Annotated in this window: 24 protein-coding genes; 14 read left to right on the top strand and 10 right to left on the bottom strand. The window is 67.1% G+C overall.

Annotated features, from left to right (window positions below):
* Positions 1 to 144: 144 nt before the first annotated feature.
* Positions 145 to 1395, bottom strand: coding sequence for an MFS transporter (locus ACZ7SW_RS17935; RefSeq protein WP_470231522.1), 1251 nt, complete (start codon positions 1393 to 1395; stop codon positions 145 to 147).
* A gap of 137 nt (positions 1396 to 1532) precedes the next feature.
* On the opposite strand from ACZ7SW_RS17935, the gene ACZ7SW_RS17930 reads away from it, so the two are divergent.
* On the top strand, positions 1533 to 3029 hold the full coding sequence (locus ACZ7SW_RS17930; RefSeq protein WP_470231521.1) for a serine/threonine-protein kinase: 1497 nt from the start codon (positions 1533 to 1535) through the stop codon (positions 3027 to 3029).
* Here the strand turns inward: ACZ7SW_RS17930 and ACZ7SW_RS17925 are convergent.
* Positions 3026 to 3604, bottom strand: coding sequence for an HAD family hydrolase (locus ACZ7SW_RS17925; RefSeq protein WP_470231520.1), 579 nt, complete (start codon positions 3602 to 3604; stop codon positions 3026 to 3028). The genes ACZ7SW_RS17930 and ACZ7SW_RS17925 overlap by 4 nt on opposite strands.
* A 99-nt stretch (positions 3605 to 3703) precedes the next feature.
* Between ACZ7SW_RS17925 and dinB the strand changes: the two genes are divergently transcribed.
* Positions 3704 to 4921 carry a DNA polymerase IV gene (dinB, locus tag ACZ7SW_RS17920; protein WP_470231519.1) on the top strand — a complete coding sequence of 406 codons (1218 nt, stop codon included), beginning with the start codon at positions 3704 to 3706 and terminating at the stop codon, positions 4919 to 4921.
* Between the two features lie 612 nt (positions 4922 to 5533).
* Here the strand turns inward: dinB and ACZ7SW_RS17915 are convergent.
* Complete coding sequence (locus tag ACZ7SW_RS17915) at positions 5534 to 6304, bottom strand: TetR/AcrR family transcriptional regulator (protein ID WP_470231518.1); 771 nt, start codon at positions 6302 to 6304, stop codon at positions 5534 to 5536.
* Between the two features lie 61 nt (positions 6305 to 6365).
* Between ACZ7SW_RS17915 and ACZ7SW_RS17910 the strand changes: the two genes are divergently transcribed.
* Genes ACZ7SW_RS17910 through ACZ7SW_RS17900 form a run of 3 tightly spaced genes read left to right on the top strand, consistent with a single transcriptional unit; the run spans position 6366 to position 8001 of the window.
* Positions 6366 to 7220, top strand: a complete 855-nt coding sequence (locus ACZ7SW_RS17910) for an ABC transporter ATP-binding protein (protein WP_470231517.1) — start codon at positions 6366 to 6368, stop codon at positions 7218 to 7220.
* Entirely contained in the window at positions 7217 to 7405 is a 189-nt protein-coding gene (locus tag ACZ7SW_RS17905) for a hypothetical protein (RefSeq protein WP_470231516.1), read from the top strand. The genes ACZ7SW_RS17910 and ACZ7SW_RS17905 overlap by 4 nt, the downstream gene beginning before the upstream one ends.
* Positions 7406 to 7413: 8 nt before the next feature.
* Entirely contained in the window at positions 7414 to 8001 is a 588-nt protein-coding gene (locus tag ACZ7SW_RS17900; RefSeq protein WP_470231515.1) for an ABC transporter permease, read from the top strand.
* A 58-nt stretch (positions 8002 to 8059) separates the two neighbouring features.
* Here ACZ7SW_RS17900 and ACZ7SW_RS17895 read toward each other — a convergent pair whose 3' ends face one another.
* Positions 8060 to 9451: a sugar porter family MFS transporter gene (locus ACZ7SW_RS17895; protein WP_470231514.1), complete on the bottom strand. Its 1392-nt coding sequence runs from the start codon at positions 9449 to 9451 to the stop codon at positions 8060 to 8062.
* Positions 9452 to 9881: 430 nt separating this feature from the next.
* On the opposite strand from ACZ7SW_RS17895, the gene ACZ7SW_RS17890 reads away from it, so the two are divergent.
* The 3 genes from ACZ7SW_RS17890 to ACZ7SW_RS17880 are packed head-to-tail and all read left to right on the top strand — an operon-like array spanning position 9882 to position 12796.
* Entirely contained in the window at positions 9882 to 10175 is a 294-nt protein-coding gene (locus ACZ7SW_RS17890; protein ID WP_470231513.1) for a hypothetical protein, read from the top strand.
* Complete coding sequence (locus ACZ7SW_RS17885; protein WP_470231512.1) at positions 10172 to 11230, top strand: alpha/beta hydrolase; 1059 nt, start codon at positions 10172 to 10174, stop codon at positions 11228 to 11230. Before ACZ7SW_RS17890 ends, ACZ7SW_RS17885 begins: the two co-directional genes overlap by 4 nt.
* Before the next feature lie 51 nt (positions 11231 to 11281).
* The gene (locus ACZ7SW_RS17880) at positions 11282 to 12796 is read left to right on the top strand and encodes a helix-turn-helix domain-containing protein (RefSeq protein ID WP_470231511.1); all 1515 of its coding nucleotides are present in this window, start codon (positions 11282 to 11284) and stop codon (positions 12794 to 12796) included.
* A gap of 81 nt (positions 12797 to 12877) precedes the next feature.
* On the opposite strand, the gene ACZ7SW_RS17875 is transcribed toward ACZ7SW_RS17880, so the two are convergent.
* Genes ACZ7SW_RS17875 through ACZ7SW_RS17850 form a run of 6 tightly spaced genes read right to left on the bottom strand, consistent with a single transcriptional unit; the run spans position 12878 to position 15546 of the window.
* A complete protein-coding gene (locus ACZ7SW_RS17875) occupies positions 12878 to 13123 on the bottom strand; it encodes an AMED_5909 family protein (protein ID WP_470231510.1) in 246 nt (81 codons plus the stop codon).
* Positions 13124 to 13125: 2 nt separating this feature from the next.
* On the bottom strand, positions 13126 to 13803 hold the full coding sequence (locus tag ACZ7SW_RS17870; RefSeq protein ID WP_470231670.1) for a helix-turn-helix domain-containing protein: 678 nt from the start codon (positions 13801 to 13803) through the stop codon (positions 13126 to 13128).
* Between the two features lie 5 nt (positions 13804 to 13808).
* Positions 13809 to 14444, bottom strand: a complete 636-nt coding sequence (locus ACZ7SW_RS17865; protein ID WP_470231509.1) for a helix-turn-helix domain-containing protein — start codon at positions 14442 to 14444, stop codon at positions 13809 to 13811.
* Complete coding sequence (locus ACZ7SW_RS17860) at positions 14441 to 14689, bottom strand: AMED_5909 family protein (RefSeq protein ID WP_470231508.1); 249 nt, start codon at positions 14687 to 14689, stop codon at positions 14441 to 14443. The genes ACZ7SW_RS17865 and ACZ7SW_RS17860 overlap by 4 nt, the downstream gene beginning before the upstream one ends.
* Positions 14689 to 15060 carry a hypothetical protein gene (locus ACZ7SW_RS17855; RefSeq protein ID WP_470231507.1) on the bottom strand — a complete coding sequence of 124 codons (372 nt, stop codon included), beginning with the start codon at positions 15058 to 15060 and terminating at the stop codon, positions 14689 to 14691. The genes ACZ7SW_RS17860 and ACZ7SW_RS17855 overlap by 1 nt, the downstream gene beginning before the upstream one ends.
* A 48-nt stretch (positions 15061 to 15108) precedes the next feature.
* Positions 15109 to 15546: an Imm1 family immunity protein gene (locus ACZ7SW_RS17850; protein ID WP_470231506.1), complete on the bottom strand. Its 438-nt coding sequence runs from the start codon at positions 15544 to 15546 to the stop codon at positions 15109 to 15111.
* Positions 15547 to 15730: 184 nt separating this feature from the next.
* On the opposite strand from ACZ7SW_RS17850, the gene ACZ7SW_RS17845 reads away from it, so the two are divergent.
* The 6 genes from ACZ7SW_RS17845 to ACZ7SW_RS17820 all read left to right on the top strand — a co-directional run bounded on the left by ACZ7SW_RS17845 (position 15731) and on the right by ACZ7SW_RS17820 (position 22723).
* Positions 15731 to 16738: a hypothetical protein gene (locus tag ACZ7SW_RS17845; protein WP_470231505.1), complete on the top strand. Its 1008-nt coding sequence runs from the start codon at positions 15731 to 15733 to the stop codon at positions 16736 to 16738.
* Between the two features lie 478 nt (positions 16739 to 17216).
* Positions 17217 to 17561 carry a WhiB family transcriptional regulator gene (locus ACZ7SW_RS17840; RefSeq protein WP_470231504.1) on the top strand — a complete coding sequence of 115 codons (345 nt, stop codon included), beginning with the start codon at positions 17217 to 17219 and terminating at the stop codon, positions 17559 to 17561.
* Positions 17558 to 17890 carry a hypothetical protein gene (locus tag ACZ7SW_RS17835; RefSeq protein ID WP_470231503.1) on the top strand — a complete coding sequence of 111 codons (333 nt, stop codon included), beginning with the start codon at positions 17558 to 17560 and terminating at the stop codon, positions 17888 to 17890. Before ACZ7SW_RS17840 ends, ACZ7SW_RS17835 begins: the two co-directional genes overlap by 4 nt.
* Positions 17887 to 18702, top strand: coding sequence for a hypothetical protein (locus ACZ7SW_RS17830; RefSeq protein WP_470231502.1), 816 nt, complete (start codon positions 17887 to 17889; stop codon positions 18700 to 18702). Before ACZ7SW_RS17835 ends, ACZ7SW_RS17830 begins: the two co-directional genes overlap by 4 nt.
* Positions 18699 to 21044, top strand: a complete 2346-nt coding sequence (locus ACZ7SW_RS17825) for a P-loop NTPase family protein (protein WP_470231501.1) — start codon at positions 18699 to 18701, stop codon at positions 21042 to 21044. The genes ACZ7SW_RS17830 and ACZ7SW_RS17825 overlap by 4 nt, the downstream gene beginning before the upstream one ends.
* 584 nt (positions 21045 to 21628) lie before the next feature.
* Positions 21629 to 22723, top strand: coding sequence for a hypothetical protein (locus ACZ7SW_RS17820; protein WP_470231500.1), 1095 nt, complete (start codon positions 21629 to 21631; stop codon positions 22721 to 22723).
* Positions 22724 to 22732: the final 9 nt, after the last annotated feature.

Raw genomic sequence — 22732 nt, 5'->3', positions numbered from 1 at the left:
ACGAAAGGAGCCGCCCCCATGCGCGACAACAACTGGACCCGCTGAACCACCGCCCCCAGCCCGCCCCACGAGGAGGTGAGAGGGCATGCGTGACAACAACTGGACGTGATCCGAACCAGTCCCGCGGCACACCCGTCCCGCGGATTACGGCGCGGGAGGTGGGGTGGCCTCGTCGAGGGGAGTTCGGCGGGGCCGCACCGCGCGGTCCGCTCGCACCGCCCGCGCCCACGCGATCCCGGCCAGACCGGCGCACCCTGCTCCGGCGACGGCGGCGATCGCGACCACCGTCGTCGGCGCGAAGGCCAGCGCCAGCGCGCCCGCGGCGGCGATCGTCAGGCCCTGCGCCGCCCGCAACGCCGCGATCGCGACCCCGATCACCTGGCCGCGCTGTTCCGGCGGCGCGGCGAGGCTGTACTGCACCTGGGTGATCAAGTCGTGCGCGGAAAACATCCCGGACACCGTCCAGACCGCCACGACCACCGGCAACGCGGGCGTCCAGCCGGTCGGCAGCAGGACGAGACTGCTCGCCACCGCGAGCGGACCCAGCCACCGCACCTGCCGCGCCCGCGGCAACCGGCTGATCAGCAACGCCCCGAGCAGCGTCCCGACCGGGTTCGCCACCAGCAGCCAGCCGAGCACGCCAGTGCCGCCGAGTTGCGCGGCCACCGGCACCGCCAGCCCTTCCGGCACGACGTAGAACCCGCAGCAGCACGCGATCGCCAGCAGGGACCGCAGTTTCCGGTCCCGCGCGACCAATCGGCAGCCCGCCTTCAGCGACGCCCATTGCGGCGCGTGTTCGGCCACCTTCGAAACGGGGTACCGCCGCAAACCCCAGCGCAGCGCGGCCGCCGACACCGCGAACGTGACCGCGTCCGCCCACAGTGCGCCCGAAACCCCGAGCCACGCGACCACCGCCGCGCCCGCGCCGAAGCCGATCACCAGCGCGGCTTGGTACGTCGAGGAGAGAATCGCTTGTCCGGTCGCCAGTTTCTCCTCGCCCAGCATGTCCGGCAGGACCGCTTGCCGCGCAGCCTGAAACGGCCCGGCGGCGAGTTGCACGACCACGAGCAGTCCCGCGGCGACTGGCCAGGGCGTGCCGGGGATCGCCATCAACGCGACCAGCAGTGCGCGCACGACATCCGCGACCACGAGCACAGTGCGGCGCGGGAATCGGTCGGCGAGCCCGCCGAGCGCACCGCCGAGGAGGTCCGGCAAATAGGTGAGCGCGTACGTCCCAGCGGCCCAGCCGGCGGAGGCCGTTCGGTTGAATACCAACACAGTCAGCGCGACCCGGGCTAATTGGTCACCTGCCACCGACAGCACGTGCGCGAACCAGAGCGCACGAAATTCGCCCATCCGGAACACACTCCGGAAAGACGGCGCCGTCGTGGTCATGTGCTCACCCTGTCGTGACCCGGCCACCCGGAGCAACCCCGGCCGGGGCGCGGGTGGGTCGCGGATCCGGCTCCGGCCGTCCGTGGAAAACTGGGTGATCGCCGTCCGTGGATGATGTCGCACCGAAGGGTTTTCCGTTGACCGAGGAGAGCCGGCAGGTCGCCGGTCGCTACGAGCTCGTCGAACTGATCGGCAGCGGCGCGATGGGGATGGTCTGGCGCGGGGAGGACAAGATCCTCGGCCGCGTCGTCGCGGTCAAGGAACTCCTCATGCCCATGAACCAGGGCGAGGACAAGGTCGAGGAAGCCCGCAACCGCGCCATGCGCGAGGCCCGCATCGCCGCCCGGCTGCAGCATCCGAACGCCATCTCGGTGTTCAACGTGGTCGAGCACGAGGACCGCCCGTGGCTGATCATGGAGTACCTGCCCTCGCGCAGCCTCGCGGTGAAACTGCGCGAGGACGGTCCGCTGACCGTCGACGAGGCGATCCCGTTCGCGGTGCAGCTGGCCGGCGTGCTCGCCGCCGCGCACCGGGCGGGCATCGTGCACCGCGACGTCAAACCGGGCAACGTCCTGCTCGGCGACGACGGCACCACGGTCAAGGTGACCGACTTCGGCATTTCCCGCGCGGTCGGCGACGTCACGCTCACCGCGACCGGCGAAATCTCCGGCACGCCCGCGTTCCTCGCGCCGGAGGTCGCCCGCGGCGAGGACGCGACCTTCGCCTCCGACGTGTTCGCCCTCGGCGCGACGCTGTACATGGCGGTGGAGGGCGATCCGCCGTTCGGCACCGCGGACAACGCGATCGCCTTGCTGTACCGGGTTTCCAGCGGTTCGATCAACCCGCCGAAACAGGCCGGGAAGCTGGAGCCGCTGCTGCTGAAGCTGCTGGAGCTCAAGCCGGAGGACCGGCCGTCGATGACCGAGGTCGTCGCGGAACTGCGCAAGCTCGACGGCGGCGTCACCCCGGTCGCGACCGTTCCGGAACCGCTGACGCTGCCGGACGCCAAACCGCCGGTCGTACCGACCACGGTCGCGGTCCCGGCCGCGGGTGCCGCCGCCGCGCCGCCCGCGGGTTCGGACCGAAGACGCCGCGGAATGATCTTCGCTGGCGCGGGCGCGCTCCTCGTGGTGATCGCCGTGATCGTGACCGTCGTTCTGACTCGAAACCACGGACAGGAAGACCCGGCTGCGAACCCGCCGCCTGCTCCCGTGAGCTCCTCGCCTAGCAGTGCTCCGGCGGCTTCGTCCCCCTCGCAGCCGTCGCCGTCGACCTCTCCGTCGACTCCGCCTTCGTCGAGCAGTCCTCCGCCCTCCAGTTCCGCGACGAACTCGCCGGAGGCGATGGCGGCCTCGCTGCGCACTTACTTCTCGTACCTCCCGGGCAATCTGGAGAGCGGCTGGGGGATGCTCAGCGACGGGTTCCGGGCCGCGAAGAAGCAGACCTTCGAGCGGTACAAATCGTGGTGGAGCCAGTTCAGTTCGGTGACCGCGAACGACGTCCAGGTCACCGGCGACAACAAGCTCACCGCGAGGATCACCTACCACCGCGCTAGCGGCGGCGTTACGACTGAGTCGCACGTCTACACGATGTCGCAGCGCAACGGCTCCTGGCAGATCGACTCCGAGAACTAGCTCTCGAGCAGAAGAGTGATCGCGGCGGCGGTGTCGCGGTCTTGGCCGACTCGCACGGTGCGCAAACCAGCGGACCGTGCGGGTTCGACGTCCGCGCCGACCAGCCAGGCGTCGGCCAGCGTGGTTTCGCAGCGTTCGGCGGCCAGTGCGAACAGCTTTGGGTCCGATGTGGACAGTCCGTCCGGCCCGGCTAGCGCCCAGCCGTCCACGAGCCCGGCGATTCCGGTGCACAGCAGGGTGGACAGCTGCGGTTCGCCCTCGCCGAGCACGCCGATCCGCCAGCCCGCCGCGCGCAGCCGGGGCAAACCGGTCAGCACGCCGGGCGCGGGCGGGACGAGTGCGGGATGGCGTTCGCGGTAGGCCTCTTCGAGGCCGGGTTCTCGCAGATCGAACCGTTCGCGCAGGTCCTTGAAGAACACCGCCCGGTCGGCGCGCCCGCGGTCGTCGGCGGCGATGAGCCAGTCGGCGTCTTCCTCGGCGAGCCGGTGTTCCGCGCAGAACTCCCACGCCCAGCGGCGGAATCCCTCCGCGCGATCGACGAGCGTGGTGTCGAGGTCGAACAGGACGAGCCGCACGGGGAGAGACACTAGCGCGTTCCGCCGGGGCTTCGGGAGATTTTTCTACTCCGTTCGAGTGAACGGATCGCGGTTTTTGTCGGTGTTCGATGCGAACATATGTTCGTGACGAGCGAAGGACCGATCCTCCACGCCGACCTCGACGCGTTCTACGCCTCGGTCGAGCAGCGCGACGATCCCCGGCTGCGCGGCAGGCCGGTGATCGTGGGCGGTGGCGTGGTGCTGGCCGCGAGCTACGAGGCCAAGGCGCTGGGCGTGCGCACCGCGATGGGCGGGGCGCAGGCGAGGCGGTTGTGCCCGCATGTCGTGGTGGTGCCGCCGCGGATGTCGGTCTACAGCGCGGCGAGCAAGGCGGTGTTCGAGGTGTTCCGGCGGACGACGCCGGCGGTGGAAGGAGTGTCGATCGACGAAGCTTTCCTGGATGTCGGCGGGCTGCGGCGGATCGCCGGGCGTCCGTCGGAGATCGCGGTGCGCTTGCGCGCGGAGGTGCTGGCGCAAGTCGGGCTGCCGATCACGGTAGGGGTGGCGCGCACGAAGTTCCTCGCGAAAGTGGCGAGCGGCGTCGCGAAACCAGACGGCCTGCTGGTGGTGCCGCCCGAGCGAGAGTTGGAGTTCCTGCACCCACTGCCGGTGGAGCGGTTGTGGGGAGTGGGAAAGGTGACGTCGGCGAAGCTGCGGGAACGTGGCGTCCGCACCGTGCGCCAGGTCGCCGAACTCCCCGAAGCGGCGTTGATCTCGATGCTCGGCCCAGGCTCCGGCCGACACCTGCACGCTCAGGCACACGGCCGCGACCCGCGCGCGGTCCAGCCAGGCAAACGCCGTCGTTCGATCGGCTCGCAACGCGCGCTGGGCCGCCGCGCACGCTCGGCGGCCGAGCTGGACGAGATCGTGGTGTCCATTGTGGACCGTTTGGCCCGGCGGCTACGCGCCGCGTCGCGGGTGTGCCGGACGGTGGTGCTGCGAATGCGCTTCGCGGACTTCACCCGCGCCACGAGGTCGCACACGCTCGCCGACAGCACCGACCACACGGAAACGCTGCTGTGCGCTGCCCGCGGTCTGCTGGCCGCGGCGCAACCGCTGGTGTGCGACCGGGGTTTGACGTTGCTGGGCCTGTCGTTCTCGAACCTCGACAGCCACGGTGCGGTGCAGTTGGCGCTGCCACTGGACCAACCGTCCCGCCCAGCGATGTCCGCGGAGGCCACCGCACTGGACTCGGCGGTGGATGCCTTGCGGAACCGCTTTGGCGCAGCCGCGTTGACGCGGGCGGCGCTGCTGAGTCATGAGGCGGGGATGGAGATGCCTATGCTGCCGGATTGACCGAACGCGGTGGTCCCGCGGTGATTCCGCGAGGACTGTTTCCCGGCTGAGCCTGGTTGGGCTTGGTTTAGCCCGGTCGAGCCTTGCCGAGTCCGGCTGAGCCCGGTCGAGTCCGGTCGAGCCTTGCCGAGTCCGGCTGAGCCCGGTCGAGTCCGGTCGAGCCTTGCCGAGTCCGGCTGAGCCCGGTCGAGCCCGGTCGAGCCCGGTCGAGTCCGGTCGAGTCTTGCCGAGTTCGGCTGAGTCCGGTCGAGTCCGGTCAGGTCTGGCTGAGCCCGGTCGAATCTGGTCGAGCCTTGCCGAGTCCGGTCGAGCCTTGCCGAGTCCGGTCTGGTCGAGTTCGGTCGGGTCTGGCCGAGCCCGGTTGGTGGCGTCGCAGGTGTTGCTCGTCGGCGTAGGAGTGGCCGCGCTGTCAGCAGTGGTGCCGTATTCGCTGGAGTTGGCGGCTTTGCGACGGCTGCCGCCCGGACAGCCGGGGCAGTCTCGCGTCAGCGAGTGCGGGGCTGGCGGGGATGCTGGTTCTCGGCGAGAACCTGCGCGCGGTGCAGTGGGTGGCGCTGGTCTGCGTTGGCCTCGCGAGAGCCGGGGCGGTGGTCCGGCGAAAAGCTGCCCCAGTTACCCCGCAGACCGGTCGACCAGTGCGGCAATGCCTTCGATCAGGCGGTCCAGGCCGAACGCGTACTCGTGGTCGACGCTGTAGGGGGCCTGGTGGATCTGCCCGGCCGCGGTGCCGACCCGGTCCGCGACCGGGAAGCGTCGCGGTTCGTACACCTCGGCCAGGGCGGGGGCGGTCGCGGCCCACCACTGCTGGTCGGTCATTCCGGTTTGCCGCACGATTCGCGCAGCCTCGACCTTGCGGCGCGCCAAGCCTTCCACGTGCGTGGTCACCAGGGTGATCGTCGAGTCCATTTCCAGGTCCGCCAGACCGATGCCATCGACGACAGCCAGTTCCAGGTCGTACTTCGCGATCGCGTTGGGGCCCAGCGTCGGACGGCCGGAGAAGACCTGCAGCAGCCACGGATGCCGCAGGTACATCGCCCAGTTGACGGCGGCGACTCGGCGGAGCCCGTCGCGCCAGTCGTCGGCGTCTATTTCGGACAGTTCGGCTACCGCTTCGCCGTAGACCGCGTCGACCATCGCTTCGACCAGTTCCGCGCGCGACGCGACATAGGTGTACAGCGACATCGTCCCGACGCCCAGCGACTCGGCCACCCGGCGCATCGACAGCGTTGCCAGGTCCTGTTCGGTGTCCGCGACCTCGATCGCCGCGTCGACGATTCGCGCCGGGGTCAGGCCGTGCTTCGGTCCGCGCCGCGGCAGCTGGCGGGTGCCCCACAGCAGCGCGATCGTCGCGGCGGGGTCGCCGTTGTTGCCGTCAGTCGTCACGGGACCAGCATAGGAACCTTACTCCGTATGCAATACGGAGTGTTGTGCTAGCCTTCTTCTTATGGCATACGGAGTAGGTGCGCGAGTGGGCGTCCTGGCGCGCGGGGTGCAGAAGCGGTACGGCGAACGGGCGGCGTTGGACGGGTTTGACCTGCAGGTGGAGCCGGGGACGGTGTGCGGCCTGCTCGGTCCCAACGGCGCGGGCAAGACCACGGCGGTCCGGATCCTGACTACGTTGCTGCGGCCGGACGCCGGCGAAGTGCGGGTGGCCGGGTTCGACGCGGTCGCCGACCCGGACGAGGTGCGGCGGCGGATCGGGCTGGTCGGGCAGAACGCCTCGGTGGACGAGATCCTCACCGGAAGGCAGAACCTCGAACTGTTCGGCAGGCTCGGCGGTTTGCCGTCGCGGGCGGCTCGGGCGCGGGCGACGGAACTGCTGGAGCGGTTCGGTCTCGGCGAAGCGGCGGGCCGGTCTGTTTCGGGCTACTCCGGCGGCATGCGGCGCAAGCTGGACCTGGCCGCCGGGCTCCTGCTGAACCCGGCGGTGCTCTTCCTCGACGAGCCGACGACCGGACTCGACCCGGCCGCTCGCCTCGACGTCTGGGCGGATGTTCGCGCGCTCGCCGGCACTGGCACGACAGTGCTGCTGACCACGCAGTACCTGGAGGAGGCCGATCAGCTCGCCGACCGGATCGCGGTGCTCGACGCGGGTCGGGTCGTCGCCGCGGGCACGCCGGACGAGCTGAAGGCGAAGGTCGGGCCGGACCGGGTCGAGACGGTCGTCCGCAAGCCGACGCTCGACGAAGTTTTCCTGCACCTGACCGGCCATGCCCGCACGGCTGACGCGGCGGGAAAGCAGGCTGACTCGGCGATTTCCCGGAAAACCTCACCCGCCATCTCCGAGGAGGCTCGATGACCACCCCCGCCGTCGCCTGGCCGACGCACACCGCCGTCCTGACCCGGCGCATCCTGGTGCATTGGAAGCAACGTCCGGTCTCGATCGCGCTCACCCTCCTGTTCCCGGTCCTGATCGTGGTGATGTTCGGCCAGCTTTTCGGTGGTGCGATGGCCATCCGGGACGGCGCGTACATCGACTTCTGATCCCCGGCATGCTCGCGATGACCATGCTGTTCGGGCTGGAATCCACCGTCCTCGCGGTGACCTCGGACGCGGCGAAGGGCGTCACCGAGCGGATCCGGGCGATGCCGGTCAGCGGGCTCGCCGTGCTGACCGGACGCTGTCTCGCCGATCTGATCTGCGCGGCCGCCGGGCTCGTCGTGATGATGGGGGCCGGGCTATTGCTGGGGTGGCGGCCGCAGCAGATGTCTGTGCTGGGCGCGGTCGGGCTGCTTTTGTGGCTCCGCTTCGCCTTCGTCTGGGTCGGGATTTACCTCGGGCTGCTGCTGAAGACCCCGGAATCGGCGGTCTCGGTGCAGGTATTGGTGTGGCCGGTCGGATTCCTGTCCGGCGTCTTCGTTTCCCCGGACACCATGCCCGCTTGGCTGAGCGCTGTCGCGACCTGGAATCCGCTCACCGCAACGGCTTCCGCGGTTCGCGAGCTGGCGGGTAATCCCGCGTGGGCCGCGAATGGCTGGGCGGCGGAGCACGCGGTACTGCTCGCCGTGGCTTGGCCCGCGGTGCTGACGCTGCTCTTCCTGCCGCTCGCCACCCGGCAATACCGCCGGCTGGGCCGATAAAAAACGGCCGGGCGGCAAGGGAAATCCCCTGCCGCCCGGCCATACCCCGAGACGAAATTCAGGCGCGTGCCTTCGAATGCGTCCGCCCGCGCAGGTCGAGTTCGATTTCCTCCAGCGTCCGGCCCTTGGTTTCCGGGACGAGCCACTTCGTGAGGAAGAACAGGACCACGTTGATGCCCGCGAACAGGAACATCGAACCGCCGAGGCCGAGGGCTCCGGGGTCGGAGATGATCGGGAACACGGCGCTGATGATGCCGGTCGCGGCCCACAGCACGACGCTGCTCACGCCCATGCCCGCCGCGCGGACCTTCAGCGGGAACACCTCGGCCATCATGACCCACACGACCGCGCCCCAGCCCAGTTCGTAGCCGACCAGGTAGAGCACCATCGCGACCAGCATCAGGATGCCCTTGGTCGCGGTGTCGTGGACTTCCAGCACGATGAACCCGGCCGCGACCAAGGTGAGCACCATCAGCACGTTGCCGATCAGCAGCAGCGGTTTGCGGCCCCACCGGTCGACCACGAACACGACCCACGCGGTGAACAGGAACTTGGTCACGCCCAGCAGCACGCCGGACAGCAACGCCGCCTGGGTCGCGAAGCCGAGGCCGATCAGCATCGTCGGGAAGTACGCGTTCACCGCGTTCACGCCGCTGAACTGCTGGCCCATCGCGAGCAGCAGGGCCACCACGAGCATCGGCCGCACGGTCGGCGTCAGCAGGTCGCGGAAGCGGGTCTTCGCCGATTCCGAGTCGAGCCGGATCACCTCGCGGATCGTGCCGATCTCCTCGTCGACGTTCACGCTGCCGCCGTGCGAGCTGAGCAAGACCGCGCGGGCCTGTTCCTCCTGGCCGTTCGCGACGAGCCAGCGCGGCGTTTCGGGCAGGAACACCAAGCCCGCCAGCAGAACCACCGCGGGCACGATCGCGCCGGCGAACATCAGCCGCCAGTTGCCCGACGTGCCGAGCCCGTAGCTGACCAGGAACGCGATCAGGATGCCGAGCACGATGAAGATCTGGTTCAGCGCGCCCATCGCCCCGCGCAGCCGCGCCGGAGCGAGTTCCGACAGATACGTCGGGACCGTCGACGAAGACAGGCCGATTCCGACGCCGATCACGAGTCGGGAAACGATCAGCAACGCGAAGGTCGGCGAGAAGGTGGCCGCGATCGTGCCGATGATGACGACGACCGCGGCGACCATGATCGTCCGGCGGCGGCCGAGCCTTTCGTTGAGCCGCGAGGAGAAACTCGCGCCGACGATCGCGCCGACCGAAATGCTCGCGGTGATGACGCCCTTGTCCCATCCGGACAGGCTCCAGAGTTTGCCGATGAACGGCAACACCCCGGAAATGACGCCGAGGTCGTAACCGAACAGGATGCCGCCGAGGGCACCGAAGAAGTACAGCGTCGTTCTGCCGATGGGCCGCCGCGCCGCGGCTGTCTGTGTCATTGCCGAGCCGTCTCTTTCCGGGATGGCCGGCCGGTCCTGGTCCGCTGCCGGGGAGGCCAGCGCCGTCCGGGCCGGACGAGTGGGGGTCGAGGGGACAAGGACTGCCGGACTGGTCCAGCACTGCGGAACGGCTGAATCCGCCGCCGCGCAACGCCTTTCCTCGCCGCGCGCCGGCTCAGGCCGCTCCGGTACGAACTTCGCCGTACACAGTCACACGCTGGTCAGCGGCGGGCAAGACGCGGGCTGATAACTATTCAGTCACGTGACTAGCGTTCACATATGTGGACAAGCTAGACGGGGGTTTGCGCAGGTCAGGGCCGTGGCGGGGGAATCATGGCAGGAGTTTTCGCGAACGTCGAACTGTGGGGAACCGGGCACCGCGGACGTCCGTCGTACGGGTCGTCCGGTCGCCGCGGTGGGGGAGATGCGCATGGGAACGGGTTTCGAGGTCGCTCCGGCGGAGGTCGCGACCGCGGCCGGACGGGCGCGTCAGGCGGCGGCGACCGTGCGGGCGGCCGACCTCGCGGGCGCGCTCGCCGGGGTCGGGCTGTCCGGCGGCACGAGCGTGGCCGCGGCGGACCGGCTGTCCGGAACCTGGGGCCGTGCCGTTCCGAAGTGGACTGCCGACACCGAGGCCTACGCGGGGAACCTCGATCAGGCCGCCGCCGGATACCGCGGTGCCGACCAGAACGCGACCGGCGAGATCGCGGCGGCGGGCCGATGATCACCTGGGGAGACGTCCGGCGCTGGAACCCGGCCGACCTCGCCGCGGCAGTCGACGCGCTCGGTGCCCGGGCCGCCCGGCTCACCGGGGCGAACGACGACGCCGGAGCCATGACGAAGTTCGGCTCCTGGCAGGGCGACGCGGCGGACGCGGCGACGGCCAAAGGTACTGCGCTGGCAACAGAATTGCGCCAGCTGACCACCGATGTGTCAGCGGTCCGGCGCGGGGTGCACGACGCGCAGCTGGCGGTTGAGCGGATCAGCTCGGCGGTGCGCGAGGTCGACGATTTCGCTACCCGCAACGGAATGCGCATCGATGACGGCGGCGGGGTCAGCGGTGAACCCGAGCGACAGGCCGAGGTCGCCGACCGGGTCGGCCAGATTCTCCGTGACGCCACCGAAGTCGACGCGGATCTGACCGTCGTGCTCGACCGCGCGGCCAACGGGGAGAGCGGCGGCTCCGGGGTCGTCGCGTTGGCGATGGCCACCAGCAGCCAGCCGAAGCCGAACGGGACTCCGGCGGAGAACCGGGCGTGGTGGGACAGTCTGTCCGACTCCGCGCAGTCCTCGATCCTGCGCGACAACCCGGATCTGATCCGCAACCTCGACGGTATCCCGGTTGTCGATCGCGACGCGGCGAATCGTGTGGTGCTGCAACAGGAAATCGACAAGCGGAAGGGCGACGACGCACAGCTGCGCGGCCTCACCGCGATCCGCGACCGGCTCGCGGCCACCGGCGACGGCAAACCTCCGGCTTTCCTGATCTCGCTCGACGTCAGCGGCGACGGCACCGCGGTGGTCGCCGCCGGAAATCCGGACACCGCGGCGAACGTCGCGACGTACGTGCCCGGCACCGGCAGCGAGCTGGCCAAGATCGGCGGCGACCTCGGCCGGTCGGACAAGATGTGGCAGTCGGCGACGATGGCGGGCTCGCCGTCGACGTCGGTCATCACCTGGGTCGGCCACCAAGCGCGTCAACCAACGAAACAGTACCACCGCTCACCAGCGCTTATCCGACGCCTCTTGGCCCGGGGAGTTCCCCGGCACCGCTCCTGATCACACGTGTGGTGGGTGCCGGGTGGGCTATGTACGCTGGTCAGAGGGTAGGTGAAGGCTTCTCTAGGCGCGGGCGGTGAGATGGTTTCTTCCGGTTCTGGTTCCGGTCGGCAGGCTGACGGCGGTCGGCGCTGCCAGGGGTGCGGTGCGCCGCTGGCCGCCGACAACACCGCGCGCCTCTGCGGGAGGTGCCACCGTGATCAACGTGACCAGCTTCGTACGCCTCCCACTCAGCTCAGGAATGAGTTCTTTGAGACTCCCGAGTTCCGGGCAGCTTTTGATAGCCAACACATGGGCAGGGTTTTTCGAGCCTATCGGAACCACCCTCGGCACCTTCAACTCTTCGGCAAGGGACTAAACCAAGAGCTACTCGGCCGGTGGCTAGGGCTCAATCAAGCTCAGGTAAGCAAGATTGAGAACGGCAAGCCGGAGCAAAACCTGGAAGTCTTGCGTAACTACGCGCGCATCCTGCATCTACCCAAGGACCTTCTCTGGTTTGATTTTCCGGGAGAGAGCCGCTTCAAAGTTAAATCCGCAGCAAGTATAGAAAAATCTACTCACAGCAATCTCATTATTCCACATTCGCAAGACGAGATCTTGATTGCAAATACGGGCATGGACACGCTCGAACTGATGAACCGTATTCGCTCATCTGACATCAATTCCTCGACAGTGGATGCCATCCGGATCAAAGTCGAACAACTCTGCTGCGACTATCCGCACGTCGCCGCTCGTGAACTGATTTTGAATGGCCGCGAGTGGCTACAGAAGATGACCGAACTACTTGGCGGCCGACTGAGCCTGAGTCAGCATCGAGACATCCTCAGCAATGCCGGGATGCTCGCCTTGCTTGTCGGCTGCCTCGAAAATGACCTAGGTGACCAGGCTGCCGCCGAAGCAACGCGGCAAATGGCAATGGGTCTAGGCAAGGAATCCGGCGAACCCGGAATCGTCGGGTGGTCTCACGAAATGCTCGCCTGGTTCCAACTGACCGCAGGAAACTATCAGGCTGTTATCAATACAGCCGAGTCGGGCATCCACGCAGCCGAGTCCCATTCAGTTGCCGTGCAACTCTACGGCCAACAGGCAAAGGCATACGCTCGCATGGGCAAGCCGGAGGAAGTTCATAAGGCACTTGAAAAAGGCAGCGTTTTACTTGATCGACTGCCATTCCCCGAGCGCCCCGATAACCACTTTGTCGTTGATCCTGACAAGTGGGATTTCTACGCTATGGATACCTACAGGATCGTTGGCCAAGACAATCTCGCAACTCGCAACGCTCAAGAAGTTATCCGACGCGGAGTAAGGCCCGATGGCGAAGTTATGACGCCTATGCGCAACGCTGAGGCTCAGCTGACATTAGCCGTTATCGCTGCACGGCAAGGCGATACGGATGAGGCTTCAAACCTTGGCATTCAAGCCCTGGAGAACGGGCGGCAGAGTCGCCCGACCCTGCTCATGGTGGGATCCGAACTAATTCGCGAACTCGATACCTATGGGAAGCGCGCCGGGGCAGGCTTTCGCGAACTATTCGCCCAAATCAAGCACACCTCAGAAGCCGAATAAAGACCGTCCGTGGACGTGTGACGGGGTTCTCCGCAAGCGCGCATCCAACGTCCACGGACGGATGCCCTCTCCGCCGGTCCGCTAGTCATAGTCGGAGGCGTATTCCGGCCGCCGCGTCAGATGGGAGATGGCGTGCCGCTGCTGCGTGAACATCACCCACGCTTCGTACTGGCGCTGGGGATCGGTAACAGAGACGTTCTTGTACAGCTGCGCCACGTGGCGCATCCAGCCGATCCGTTCCGGGAGGTCTGCGCCCTCGCCCGGATCGAGCCTTTCTGCTTCGTTGCGCGCGTCCTCCAGTGTCGTCACCGCATCGACGTCTCTCATGCTCATCCTCCGTACCGGGATCGCACCGAAGCGGGCCAGTCGCCCGCCTGCCGGACATTCGCGGGCCGCCACCACCCCGGATTCCACGACACGCCCCGCTGCGCGCATTCCTCCCGCCGCAACTGGTCGCGCATCGCCGCGATTAGCAGTTGCCGCCGATAAAACGGCACGTCCCGCCCCATCGCGTCCGCCATCCGCGCAAGCACCGGGATCGTCGGGTAAACCAGCCCCTGTTCGGTCTGGCCCCACGTCGTGCGATGTATCCCGGCATCCGAAGCCGCTTCCCGGGTTAGCTTCCGCACCCTCATTCGCATGGCGAAAAGCAGATGCGCCAGGCACTTCGGCGCTTCCGTGCCGCCCTTGCCGAAGCCGCACAGCTCGTCCACAAAGGACACGAAGGGTTCCCGGGGCTCAGGTTGCCCCGCCTTACCCGCCACCCTCAGCACTAGCGCATACGGCGACACGTCCAGTGCCTTCGCCAGCCCGGACGCGACCTCGACCAGTCTCACCGGCCGCTCTCCCCGCTCCAGCCGCCCGAACGTGGTTTTGTTGATCCCCGCGAGCGCAGCCGCCTCGTGTTGCGGTCTGTTCACCTTCAGCCGACGTTCCAGCAGGAAACGCCCCATCGCACGGTCCTTCTCGTCCGTCCTTTCCACCGTGTCGCAACCTTCCAGGTCCATGCTCCTCACCGCTCCTCCTTCCAGGGTCGCCGGAAATTCGCCGGGCGGTCCCAGCGCGGCACCCATGTTTCGCGCCGGTTCGCGTAGAGCCGCCGCCGCAATTCGTCGCGCATCGCCAACGTCAGCAACGCCACCCGATGGTCTTCCGCCGTCTGCCCCAGACTGGTCGCGATCTTCTCCAGCACCGGAATTGAGGGCAGATATTGGCCCCGCTCCAGCTTCGCCCAGGTCGAGGGGTGCACTCCCGCATTCCAGGCCACCGTGTATTCCTTGCGCGCGTTCACTCGCAGAAGAAACACCAGCTCCGCCAGGCATTCCGGCTCACATCCGCAAACATCACTGCGCCGCAACTGGTCCAAAATAGACGGTAAATACACCGTGCGGTCAATCTCCGCCGTACCGTCCGCCACCATCAGCAGCAGTCCGTACGGGTTCACATCCAGCCCCGTTGCCAGCCCCGCCGTGATCGCCAGCGTCCGTACAGGGCGACGGCCCAGCTCGTACCGGATCACCGAGTTATGTCCCACGCCTGAACGGAAAGCGACCTGGCGTTGCGTCAGACCTAGTTTCTGCCGACGCGCCCGCAGGAAACCGCCCACCGCGCGCAGCCCCTCGTCCGGCGGCTCGTTCCATTCACTCATTCCCGCCCGGCCTCCGCCCCGCGCGTGCCCGTCCGCAGTGCGGCAATCCGCATACTCTCGATTTGAGCGAAGCTCAGTGCCTCGTGATGGTGCCGGGTATCTATCTCGGCCACCTCCCTGTACATCCGCATGTTCTCCTCGTGAAACTGCACCATTTCCTCCAGCGACACCCGTTCCCGTGGCGTCCGCCGCGTCATCTCCTCGCGCGCCTCCGCCAGCGTCCGGGGACCCGTTTTCGTCGTCATCACGCCCCCCGACCGTTGCGGCCTCCGCAGCCGGGCCGCGAACTCGGCAACCGCCGAGGATTCGTCAGCTGGACCCGTTCCGCCCTCGCCTGCACCGCCGGTTCCGACACACTCGTGGCCAGCGCCACCGCCTGCTGCGAGAATTCCTGCGCCGCCAACACGACAGCGGCCGTGATCCACCACGGCATCGACGGAACCTCGCCCAGCTCGTGCCAAATCTTCGCAACCTGTTCCGCCGCGTAGCCCAGCTGAGCGCGCGCCACGTCCGTGCTCTCCCGCTGCTCGACGTCATACAACCGGGCGTAGGTCTGATACGCCTCAGTCCACGACTGCTCCAGCTCCCCCAACGACCGCCGCCGCGCATGCGCCATGATAATCAATCCCTAACACTTGTTTGACTCGCGAATAAGTCATTTACCCTAATATTGGTCGTAAGGTCTCCATTCGATGCAAGTGGGCCGTTTCCAGGTGTCAAGCCACTCCAGAACCGCCTCCCGTGCGCGTGATATGTCAATAAGAGCCGTGCGAGGAAAGACGGTTCCGGTGGTGCCGTTAAATATGAGATCAAATTCAGGAACCGGCCGCGCCGGATTGTAAGAGTTCGCAATAGGCATCACATCGTCGTTATCCATATAGTTCAGCGCCGCAAAGTTGCGGCCAGGTGAGGAGCTGATCCGCATTTGATGATTTGGAAAGGGGCCATCTTTTGTGGTGCGGAATTCCTCGTCGCCAACAAAGAGTACTGATTCGAATGCGCGGTGATCGATGCTTAGAATCTCGTCCACGAGAATGACAGATTCCGACATGCCGTGTGCGACACGTGCAATGTCGGTCGTCAATAACGCGGTAACGATCATGCGGGGACCATCGTGTTACGCGCTCGATGCATCATCGAAAATGCCTACCCTTTGTGGTTGCCGGTCTGCAGTCAGTTGCAACCGTCCGGCGAGCACTGCGGGAGCGTCTATGTCAACCTCCGTATGCGCCATGCTCGCGCCGGAATAACCGCAGGTCACGGCCAGCGAGGGTTACCGTGGCCGTATGAAGATCACCGGACGGGGACCGGCCCGGGAGGTCGGTGGGAGTCGTGTGGCGGAGTGGGCCGCGCTCGCGGTCGCGGGCGCGGCGGCGCTCGTTCTGTGGCGCCTCAGCGGCGATTGGTGGCCGTGGCTGGTGGCGGTAGTCGTGCTGGTGGTGGCCGCGATGATCGGCGTGCGGCGGCCGGGGGCGCTTGCGGCCGGATTGCTGGCGTCGGATGTGTGGTGGCTGTCGGCGGTGCCGTTGTGGGGGTGGGCGCTGGTGGTCGGCGGAATCGTCCTCGCCGTGGGCTTGTGGTGGCTGTGGACGCTGCGGACGCGCCGGGCGGCACCGAGTCGCCCGGCGGGGCGTCCGCCCGTGCTGAGGGCTTCTCAGGCGGCGGTGGTGCCGCCGGAGAATCCGGCGGAGGTGACCGTGCCCATTCCTCGGGTTCGGGCCGGGAGGCTGCCCGTGCCGGGGCTGGGGCGGCCGGTGCGTCGATGGCACGCGGTGGCGGCGCTGGCGGTCGGGTTGGGGCTGGTCGCGGCCGGGGTGGTCGGCTGGCGCCTGGACGCTGCGGAGCAGGCAGCGCAGTGGCAACGCGACCTCGACGCGGCGCATGACGCCGCCTATCCCGGGATCTTGCCGCGCAGCGGGGCGGACCTGGTGCACGCGCTGGTGGGCGCGATCGCGACCGGGCATCCGGAACGCGGGTGCTTTTTCTTCGCGCCTCAGGCGGGCAGGGATTTCGCGTCGGCGGTCGGCGCGGACACGTGCGAGCACGCGATTGGCGTTCTGTCGCGGCAGGTTCCGGGCGGGGTGCGCGGCGGCATCGCGTATCAGAATGCGACCACGGCGTATGTGCTCGACGCGTCGGCGACCACGGATATCGGGGGAGGGCGCAAAATCATTGATGCGTGCCGCGTGAACGTTGACCCGCCGAGTGCCGGGCCGTCGCGTTTCGGGGTGTTCACCATGCAGCAGATCAGCGGGCAGGGCAGTCAGGTGGTCGCGTTCAGTAAGTGCCCGTGACGCCGCATCTTCGCAGGTCAAGACCCTGTTCCGGAGTTACCGCGGACCGGCTGCGGCCGACCCCCGGATGATCAACATCCCGGCTGAGAATATCGCGTCGAAAATATTCTTTCTGGGAATACGCGATTGCGCGGTTTTACGGTTCGAGCTGGGGTTATTTCGGGATCGGCATAGCCGTATTCCGGTGCGTACATAGTTGTTTCTTTGATTCGACGGCTTACTGGTTTCACGGTTCGCAGAAGCGGGCCGGAAACCAAGTCAAAGGAACCAAAACTATGTCTGAGCATGTTTCCCGCCCGGTTTCTACGGGCGTCTTCTCTATCCGTGAAGCTGCGTGGGTTCTCGGTGTCGGTGAGTCCGAGGTGTGCCGGTTGATCCGGGTGGGCGTGCTGCCTGCGGTCCGCCGTCGCGGTCGGCTGGTCGTTCCCGCCCATGCGGTTGCTCTGCTGCTGCCCGCCCCTGGTGACGGGGGGCAGCGATGAACGCCAATCCTGTCAACGATTTCTATGCGGCCGTTGCCGCTCGGCTCGACTACTTGGAGGCTGTGCCGACCGAAGTTCTGTCCACTCTGGTCACTCGTGACGGGGCGTGCATGTGGCCCTCCGGCGATCCAGTGGAACCGGACGTCATCGGGACGGATTCGCCGGACCGCTGCGCCGCCGCGCAGATCTGCGCGGGCTGCCCGGTGCGGGATGCCTGCCTGGAACTGGAATTCCGAACGGCGGGGTTCGCGACGCTCGGAGTGTGGGGTGCGCTGGCCGAAGACGACCGGCGCGTCGCGTACCTCGCGTGGTGTGAACGGCGGGACGGGGGCCGTTCATGAACGTCTCCCCGAACGTGTTGTTCGCGGCGCTCGGTGTGGCGCTGCTGGTGTTGTGGGTGTGGCGCGCGTCCGCTCGCCGTGCCCGCCGGGCGGCGGACGCGGCGCGGGCCAGTGCCCGGCTGCTGTCGCTGACCGGTCGTGTCCTGGTCGGCGCGGCGGTGCTGACCGGGGTGCAGTGGCTGGCGTTCACCTACCCCGGGGCGCCGTGGCTGCTGCGGGTCGCCGCGCTCGGCCTGCCCGCCCTGTTCAGTTCCTACACGCTAACCAAGGCGCTCACGGTGACGACTGTGGACTTCCGGCGCGAGATGCGGCGGGGTGGTCGCCGATGACTGTCCACGGGGCGGAATCGGTCGAACGGGTTGCCGTGCAAGTGGATCGGTTGTGCTGGGCGGGGGTGCTGCTGGGGTTGGCGTTCACGATGACCAACGTTCAGCAGTTCGCCGCGAACGGCGCGGCGGCGTGGTCGCTGCCGTGGTGCACGGCCTGGCTGCTGGATCCGATGGTGTCGGTGGTGCTGCTGTCCATCCTGCGGGCGGAGCAGGTGACCGCACGGCACGGGGTCCGGACGGGCCGGTGGGTGCGGGCAGCGAAGTGGTTCACGCTCACCGCCACCTATGTCATGAACACCTGGGAGGCGTTCACGGCCGGGAGCCCGGCCGGGGTTGTCTTGCACTCGGTGCCGCCGCTGGTGGTGTTCGTCGCCGCCGAAGCGGTGACCGATCTGCGGGACAAGCTGGGCGCGGCCCAGTCGGCGGCGGAGTCCGCCGGGCGCCCGTCGGCGCCGGGGCCGCAGCGGTGCTTGTCGGCGCCGGAATCGGCGGCGTTCGCCGGTGCCGTTGACCAGCCGGAACCGTCCACGATCGGACCAATGCCGGCGAATTCCGCGGTGAGGTCGCCGGCCGCGGACGGGCCGAAAAAACCCGCCTCTGACCAGGGAGTTTCTGCGGGCACGGCATCCGGCCGTCGGCGCCGGACGTCGTTCGCCGAATACCTCGCCGTAGCCCGCGAGGCACGCGCGGTCGGGTCGCCGGAGGCACCCGTCACCCCCGCGTGGGTGCGGGAGGTCACCGGATGCTCACGTGGCCTGTCCTCCCGGCTGGCCGCCACTCTCGCCGCCGACGCGGACGGGGGTGAGCGATGAGCACGCCGGAGGACCCGCGCGGGGGCGAACTGGTGCCGAAGGTGTACGACGGCGAGATCGTGACCGCCGACGACAGCCGGGCGACGGCGGACCGGCGGCCGGTGGCTGTGGTGCGGCGGGCGTTCATCGAGTGCACCGGGCGCCTGCTCGGCCGGGTGCGCGAGTCCGGGCGGGTTGCGCGCTGGCGGGGCCTGCTGGCCTACCGGGCGCGGAAGCTCCCGCGTGATTTGGCGCGGCTGTTGTGGTTCCTGCTGCGGGGGCACGGCCGGTGGATCGTCAAGGCATGGACGTGGGCCACCTACGCGGATCTCCGCAGCGATGCGCGGCAAGCCCGGATGTCTGGGGACGCGCAAGCGCGGCGGGAGGCGCAGGAAACCATCCGCGCCGACGCCAAAGCACGATGGGCGAAACTCGGCATCGGGTTGCGCCGGGTCCTGATCGGCTCGGCTGCGCTCACCGTGGTCCTGGTCCTGCTGGCCCTGACGAACATGTTGTTCGACCGGGCGGCCATGCCCCGATGGCTGGCCACGGTGTACGACGTGCGCGACGTGTGCGGCACGGTGCTCGTGACTGCCGCGCGATGGTTGGCGGTGCTCGGCCCGCTCGGCTGGGCCGTGGCGGCGGTGTGGGAAGGACGCGACCGCGCCCCCGGTGCGGGCTGGCTGACTCAGCCGGACCGGGCGGATGCGGATTCCTGGGTGGACGAACGGATGATCTCCCGGGCGCTGGCGCATCTCGGTATCGCGCCGATGAACGCGTTTTTCAAGAACGGCGGGGAACTGGTCTACCCCATCCCTCCCCGCACGGACGGAGACGGCACGTTCGCCCGCATCCGGATGCCGCTCGGGGTGACCGCCGACATGGTCGCCGACCGGCGGCCCACGCTGGCCGCGAACCTCGGGCGCGCGTCGCTGGAAACGTGGCCCACCAAAGGCGACGAAGACGGAGTGCTGGACCTGTGGGTGGCCGACAAGGGCACCTTGCAAGGCGGTGCGGGTGACTGGCCGTTGTTGCACGAGGGCAGCGCGGACGTGTTCGAGGGCGTGCCGTTCGGGCTGACTCAGCGCGGCCTGATCGTGAACGCGCCCTTGCTGGAAGCCAATTGGCTGATCGGCGGGCGGCCGGGGCAGGGCAAGACCTCAGCGATGCGGACACTGCTGCTCGGCGCCGCGCTGGACCCCACCGCGGAACTGCAGGTGTTCGTGATGGGCGAGAGTCCCGATTTCGAGCCCCTGAAACCGCGCCTGAGCCGCTACCGGATGGGGATGGACGACTCGGTGGCCGCCGACGCCGTGGCGGCGCTGAGGGACCTCACAGAGCAGATGGAACGGCGCGGCCGGACGCTCGGGGCTCAGCCGGGGCAGCCGCCGAAGGTCTCGCGCAAGCTCGCCGACCGTGCCGCGTTGGGCTTGCATCCGCTGGTCCTTGCCATCGACGAGTGTCACGAACTGTTCCAGCACAAGAAACACGGGAAGCAAGCCGAAGAACTCGCGGTCCGGTTGATCAAGCGCGGCCGCAAGTACGGCATCATTCTCCTGCTGGCCACCCAGTCGCCGACGAAAGACAGCATTCCCAAGGAGATCACCCGCAACGTCTCGTGCGGGGTGGCGTTCGCGGTCGCCGATCACATCGCCAATGACGGGCTGCTGGGCGCGGGCCGGTACCGGGCGGGCATCCGCGCCACGGAACTGAGGATGAAAACCGACCGGGGAACCTGTGTCGCGGTCGGCATCACCGACGAGCCGTGGGAACTGGTCCGCACCTTCTACGTGACCTTTGAGGACGGAACCGACCTGGTGACCCCAGTCATCGCCCGAGCAATGGCCCTGCTCGCCGAACACGGGCGGCCGGTCGCCCTCACCGCCAGCACGGACCAACAGGCACCGGAACCGGCTGATCACCTCGCCGACATCGCGGAAGTCTGCGGCGGGGAGAAGCGAGTCCGGACACAAACTGTCCTAGCGCGCCTCATTGTCCACAATCCTGAGGAGTACGACGGATGGACATTCACCGACCTGTCCGCCGCCCTCGCTGATCATCACATCGCCCCGGCAAAGTCGCACGGAGTCATGGTCATCCGGGCCGACGACGTGGCTGCCGCACTCGCCACGCGCCAAGACGGAGAGGACGAAACCAGCGGGGAGGCGAGCGGGGAAGACTCGGGGAGTCGGGGAGTTCTCCCCGTCCGCGGAAACACCCCGACTCCCCCTTCTGAACAGGTAAAACGCGGCAAGGGGAAGCGAGGCGGCACCCGCCGGAGCACCTCCGAAACCCCCGAGAAAAAAGCCCGAGAGATCGCACCCCCGGACTCCCTCCCCAGCGGAGGTGCCGATGACGACTAGGCCAGCCGACGCGGCAGAAAGCGCCCTCCGCCCGGCCACGCCGCAAGCCCAGACGAAAGGCAGCGACTATGACCACAACCACGACCGCGAGGCCAACGGCGAGGATGGCCAGCGTGCCTGCGTTCGGAATGGATCTGACGCATCAGGTGGTGAACAAGCCGACAGCAAGGGGAACCCGGCGAACTCGGCTCGATCTCGGTCGAGCACCGCCACGCTTATTGCGGGGCCGGACGGTGCGTTGTGGGTCTCCGTTGACGGCGCAGATGTTGAGCAGGTGGCGGCCAGGATCAGCGCAGCATGCGAAGCGCTGAGCCGAGGCGGCTGTCAGGATTAACGCGGCGCGTAACGGGGTTGCTACGCGCACTGCCCGGTCCCGGCATGACGATAGAGCGCCCCTTCGCCCGTACGGCGAAGGGGCGCTCCCTCGTTGAGGGAGATCACGGGGAGAGCGCCGAGATCGCATCCGTGTCGTCCGAACTTGATCCAGTTCGCCGGGGCAGTGTTCGCGCTTGGGCGTCGTCCGTGAAACGCAATTGCCACGATCACCGACTACAGGGGACAACGTCAGGATGAGGGAGGACCAAGTGGCCAGCGACGAAACTTCGCGACCAGAAGAGTCTGATGAGGCCAATGGCCATTCGGCTGACGAGCCCGAGCAGTTCGAGTCGTCTGCCGGAGAGCCAGATGGCCCACCGTTCCCAAACTACATCGCCAAACTCGGTGACGACGCCTGGAAAAATCCGTATCGACAGATCGCTGCTGAGATGCAGAAGATCATGCGTCCCTACAGTGAACTGTCATTGGGTATTCAGCAATGGACTGAACGGGCGAACGGTGTCGCTGAGGCTGCACGGCGAATTGAGGAACAATCGAATAATTACGAATGGCTCATTGGCCGGTTTCAAGAGCCAATCATCAAAATTCCGGCACTTGACTACAGTCGTGTATTTAAGTTCCAGCAGCCGGAATTTTTTCTGGCTCCCTATATATCGACTGTTCAAGATGTATTTTCTGACATCACGTCCAGGCAGCGTGAAGCCCTTAGGCATCAGGGTTCTGACAATTGGGCTGATCTGGAGAAAAGGACTGACCCGTTCAAGCTTATGGAGCTCGCGGAGGCGGGAATTCCTGTCACGTGGGTACCAAGAGCTGCTGTCCTAAAGGAACTCCTGGCTGTCGATCCGGACCAGCATCATGATGTACTGCGCAAATTTATGCCGGAAATTATTAATGACTGCGCGGCGGTGGTCTCATTGACTCGCACGGGGCCGTATGGAACACATGCTGATTTCTTGGGTAAAGCGATAGCCGCATTTCAGCAGGATAATTCTGCTGCTGCGCAAGCTCTGGCTACCAATATATTGGACACCGTGCTTCGTGATGCTGTTCAGGAGCCGGTGAATAATGGATACTACGTAAGGCTTAGGCAAAAGATCGAAAACACCCCGTTTGCGATGAGGTGGGCTATAACGCATTGGCCCGTTCTCGGTCTGGTTGAGAAATTCGACCACAAGGCTCCTCCGTCAAAATGGAACAGGCATGCCACTGCTCATGCTGTGGGCGATACTCAGTACTCGCCAACGAATGCGCTCCTTTCCTTAATGCTCACCGCTTCCGTGATTCGGGAGGCGCATCAAGTTGGCCTAGACGGGGAACCGGATGAACACTGCGAAGAATAGTTGCTTCAC

The organism is Amycolatopsis sp. NPDC114484, from assembly GCF_055633755.1.
Note: the sequence above shows the minus strand (reverse complement) of the source record. Positions and strands in the feature narration are given on the sequence as shown.

What these genes read in the sequence shown, in the direction of transcription:
- ACZ7SW_RS17935 (WP_470231522.1), bottom strand. Translation starts at nt 1,395, where the DNA reads ATGACCACGACGGCGCCGTCTTTCCGGAGTGTGTTCCGGATGGGCGAA.
- dinB (WP_470231519.1), top strand. Translation starts at nt 3,704, where the DNA reads ATGTTCGTGACGAGCGAAGGACCGATCCTCCACGCCGACCTCGACGCG.
- ACZ7SW_RS17910 (WP_470231517.1), top strand. Translation starts at nt 6,366, where the DNA reads ATGGCATACGGAGTAGGTGCGCGAGTGGGCGTCCTGGCGCGCGGGGTG.
- ACZ7SW_RS17905 (WP_470231516.1), top strand. Translation starts at nt 7,217, where the DNA reads ATGACCACCCCCGCCGTCGCCTGGCCGACGCACACCGCCGTCCTGACC.
- ACZ7SW_RS17900 (WP_470231515.1), top strand. Translation starts at nt 7,414, where the DNA reads ATGCTCGCGATGACCATGCTGTTCGGGCTGGAATCCACCGTCCTCGCG.
- ACZ7SW_RS17895 (WP_470231514.1), bottom strand. Translation starts at nt 9,451, where the DNA reads ATGACACAGACAGCCGCGGCGCGGCGGCCCATCGGCAGAACGACGCTG.
- ACZ7SW_RS17890 (WP_470231513.1), top strand. Translation starts at nt 9,882, where the DNA reads ATGGGAACGGGTTTCGAGGTCGCTCCGGCGGAGGTCGCGACCGCGGCC.
- ACZ7SW_RS17885 (WP_470231512.1), top strand. Translation starts at nt 10,172, where the DNA reads ATGATCACCTGGGGAGACGTCCGGCGCTGGAACCCGGCCGACCTCGCC.
- ACZ7SW_RS17875 (WP_470231510.1), bottom strand. Translation starts at nt 13,123, where the DNA reads ATGAGAGACGTCGATGCGGTGACGACACTGGAGGACGCGCGCAACGAA.
- ACZ7SW_RS17870 (WP_470231670.1), bottom strand. Translation starts at nt 13,803, where the DNA reads ATGGACCTGGAAGGTTGCGACACGGTGGAAAGGACGGACGAGAAGGAC.
- ACZ7SW_RS17865 (WP_470231509.1), bottom strand. Translation starts at nt 14,444, where the DNA reads ATGAGTGAATGGAACGAGCCGCCGGACGAGGGGCTGCGCGCGGTGGGC.
- ACZ7SW_RS17860 (WP_470231508.1), bottom strand. Translation starts at nt 14,689, where the DNA reads ATGACGACGAAAACGGGTCCCCGGACGCTGGCGGAGGCGCGCGAGGAG.
- ACZ7SW_RS17855 (WP_470231507.1), bottom strand. Translation starts at nt 15,060, where the DNA reads ATGGCGCATGCGCGGCGGCGGTCGTTGGGGGAGCTGGAGCAGTCGTGG.
- ACZ7SW_RS17850 (WP_470231506.1), bottom strand. Translation starts at nt 15,546, where the DNA reads ATGATCGTTACCGCGTTATTGACGACCGACATTGCACGTGTCGCACAC.
- ACZ7SW_RS17845 (WP_470231505.1), top strand. Translation starts at nt 15,731, where the DNA reads ATGAAGATCACCGGACGGGGACCGGCCCGGGAGGTCGGTGGGAGTCGT.
- ACZ7SW_RS17840 (WP_470231504.1), top strand. Translation starts at nt 17,217, where the DNA reads ATGAACGCCAATCCTGTCAACGATTTCTATGCGGCCGTTGCCGCTCGG.
- ACZ7SW_RS17835 (WP_470231503.1), top strand. Translation starts at nt 17,558, where the DNA reads ATGAACGTCTCCCCGAACGTGTTGTTCGCGGCGCTCGGTGTGGCGCTG.
- ACZ7SW_RS17830 (WP_470231502.1), top strand. Translation starts at nt 17,887, where the DNA reads ATGACTGTCCACGGGGCGGAATCGGTCGAACGGGTTGCCGTGCAAGTG.
- ACZ7SW_RS17825 (WP_470231501.1), top strand. Translation starts at nt 18,699, where the DNA reads ATGAGCACGCCGGAGGACCCGCGCGGGGGCGAACTGGTGCCGAAGGTG.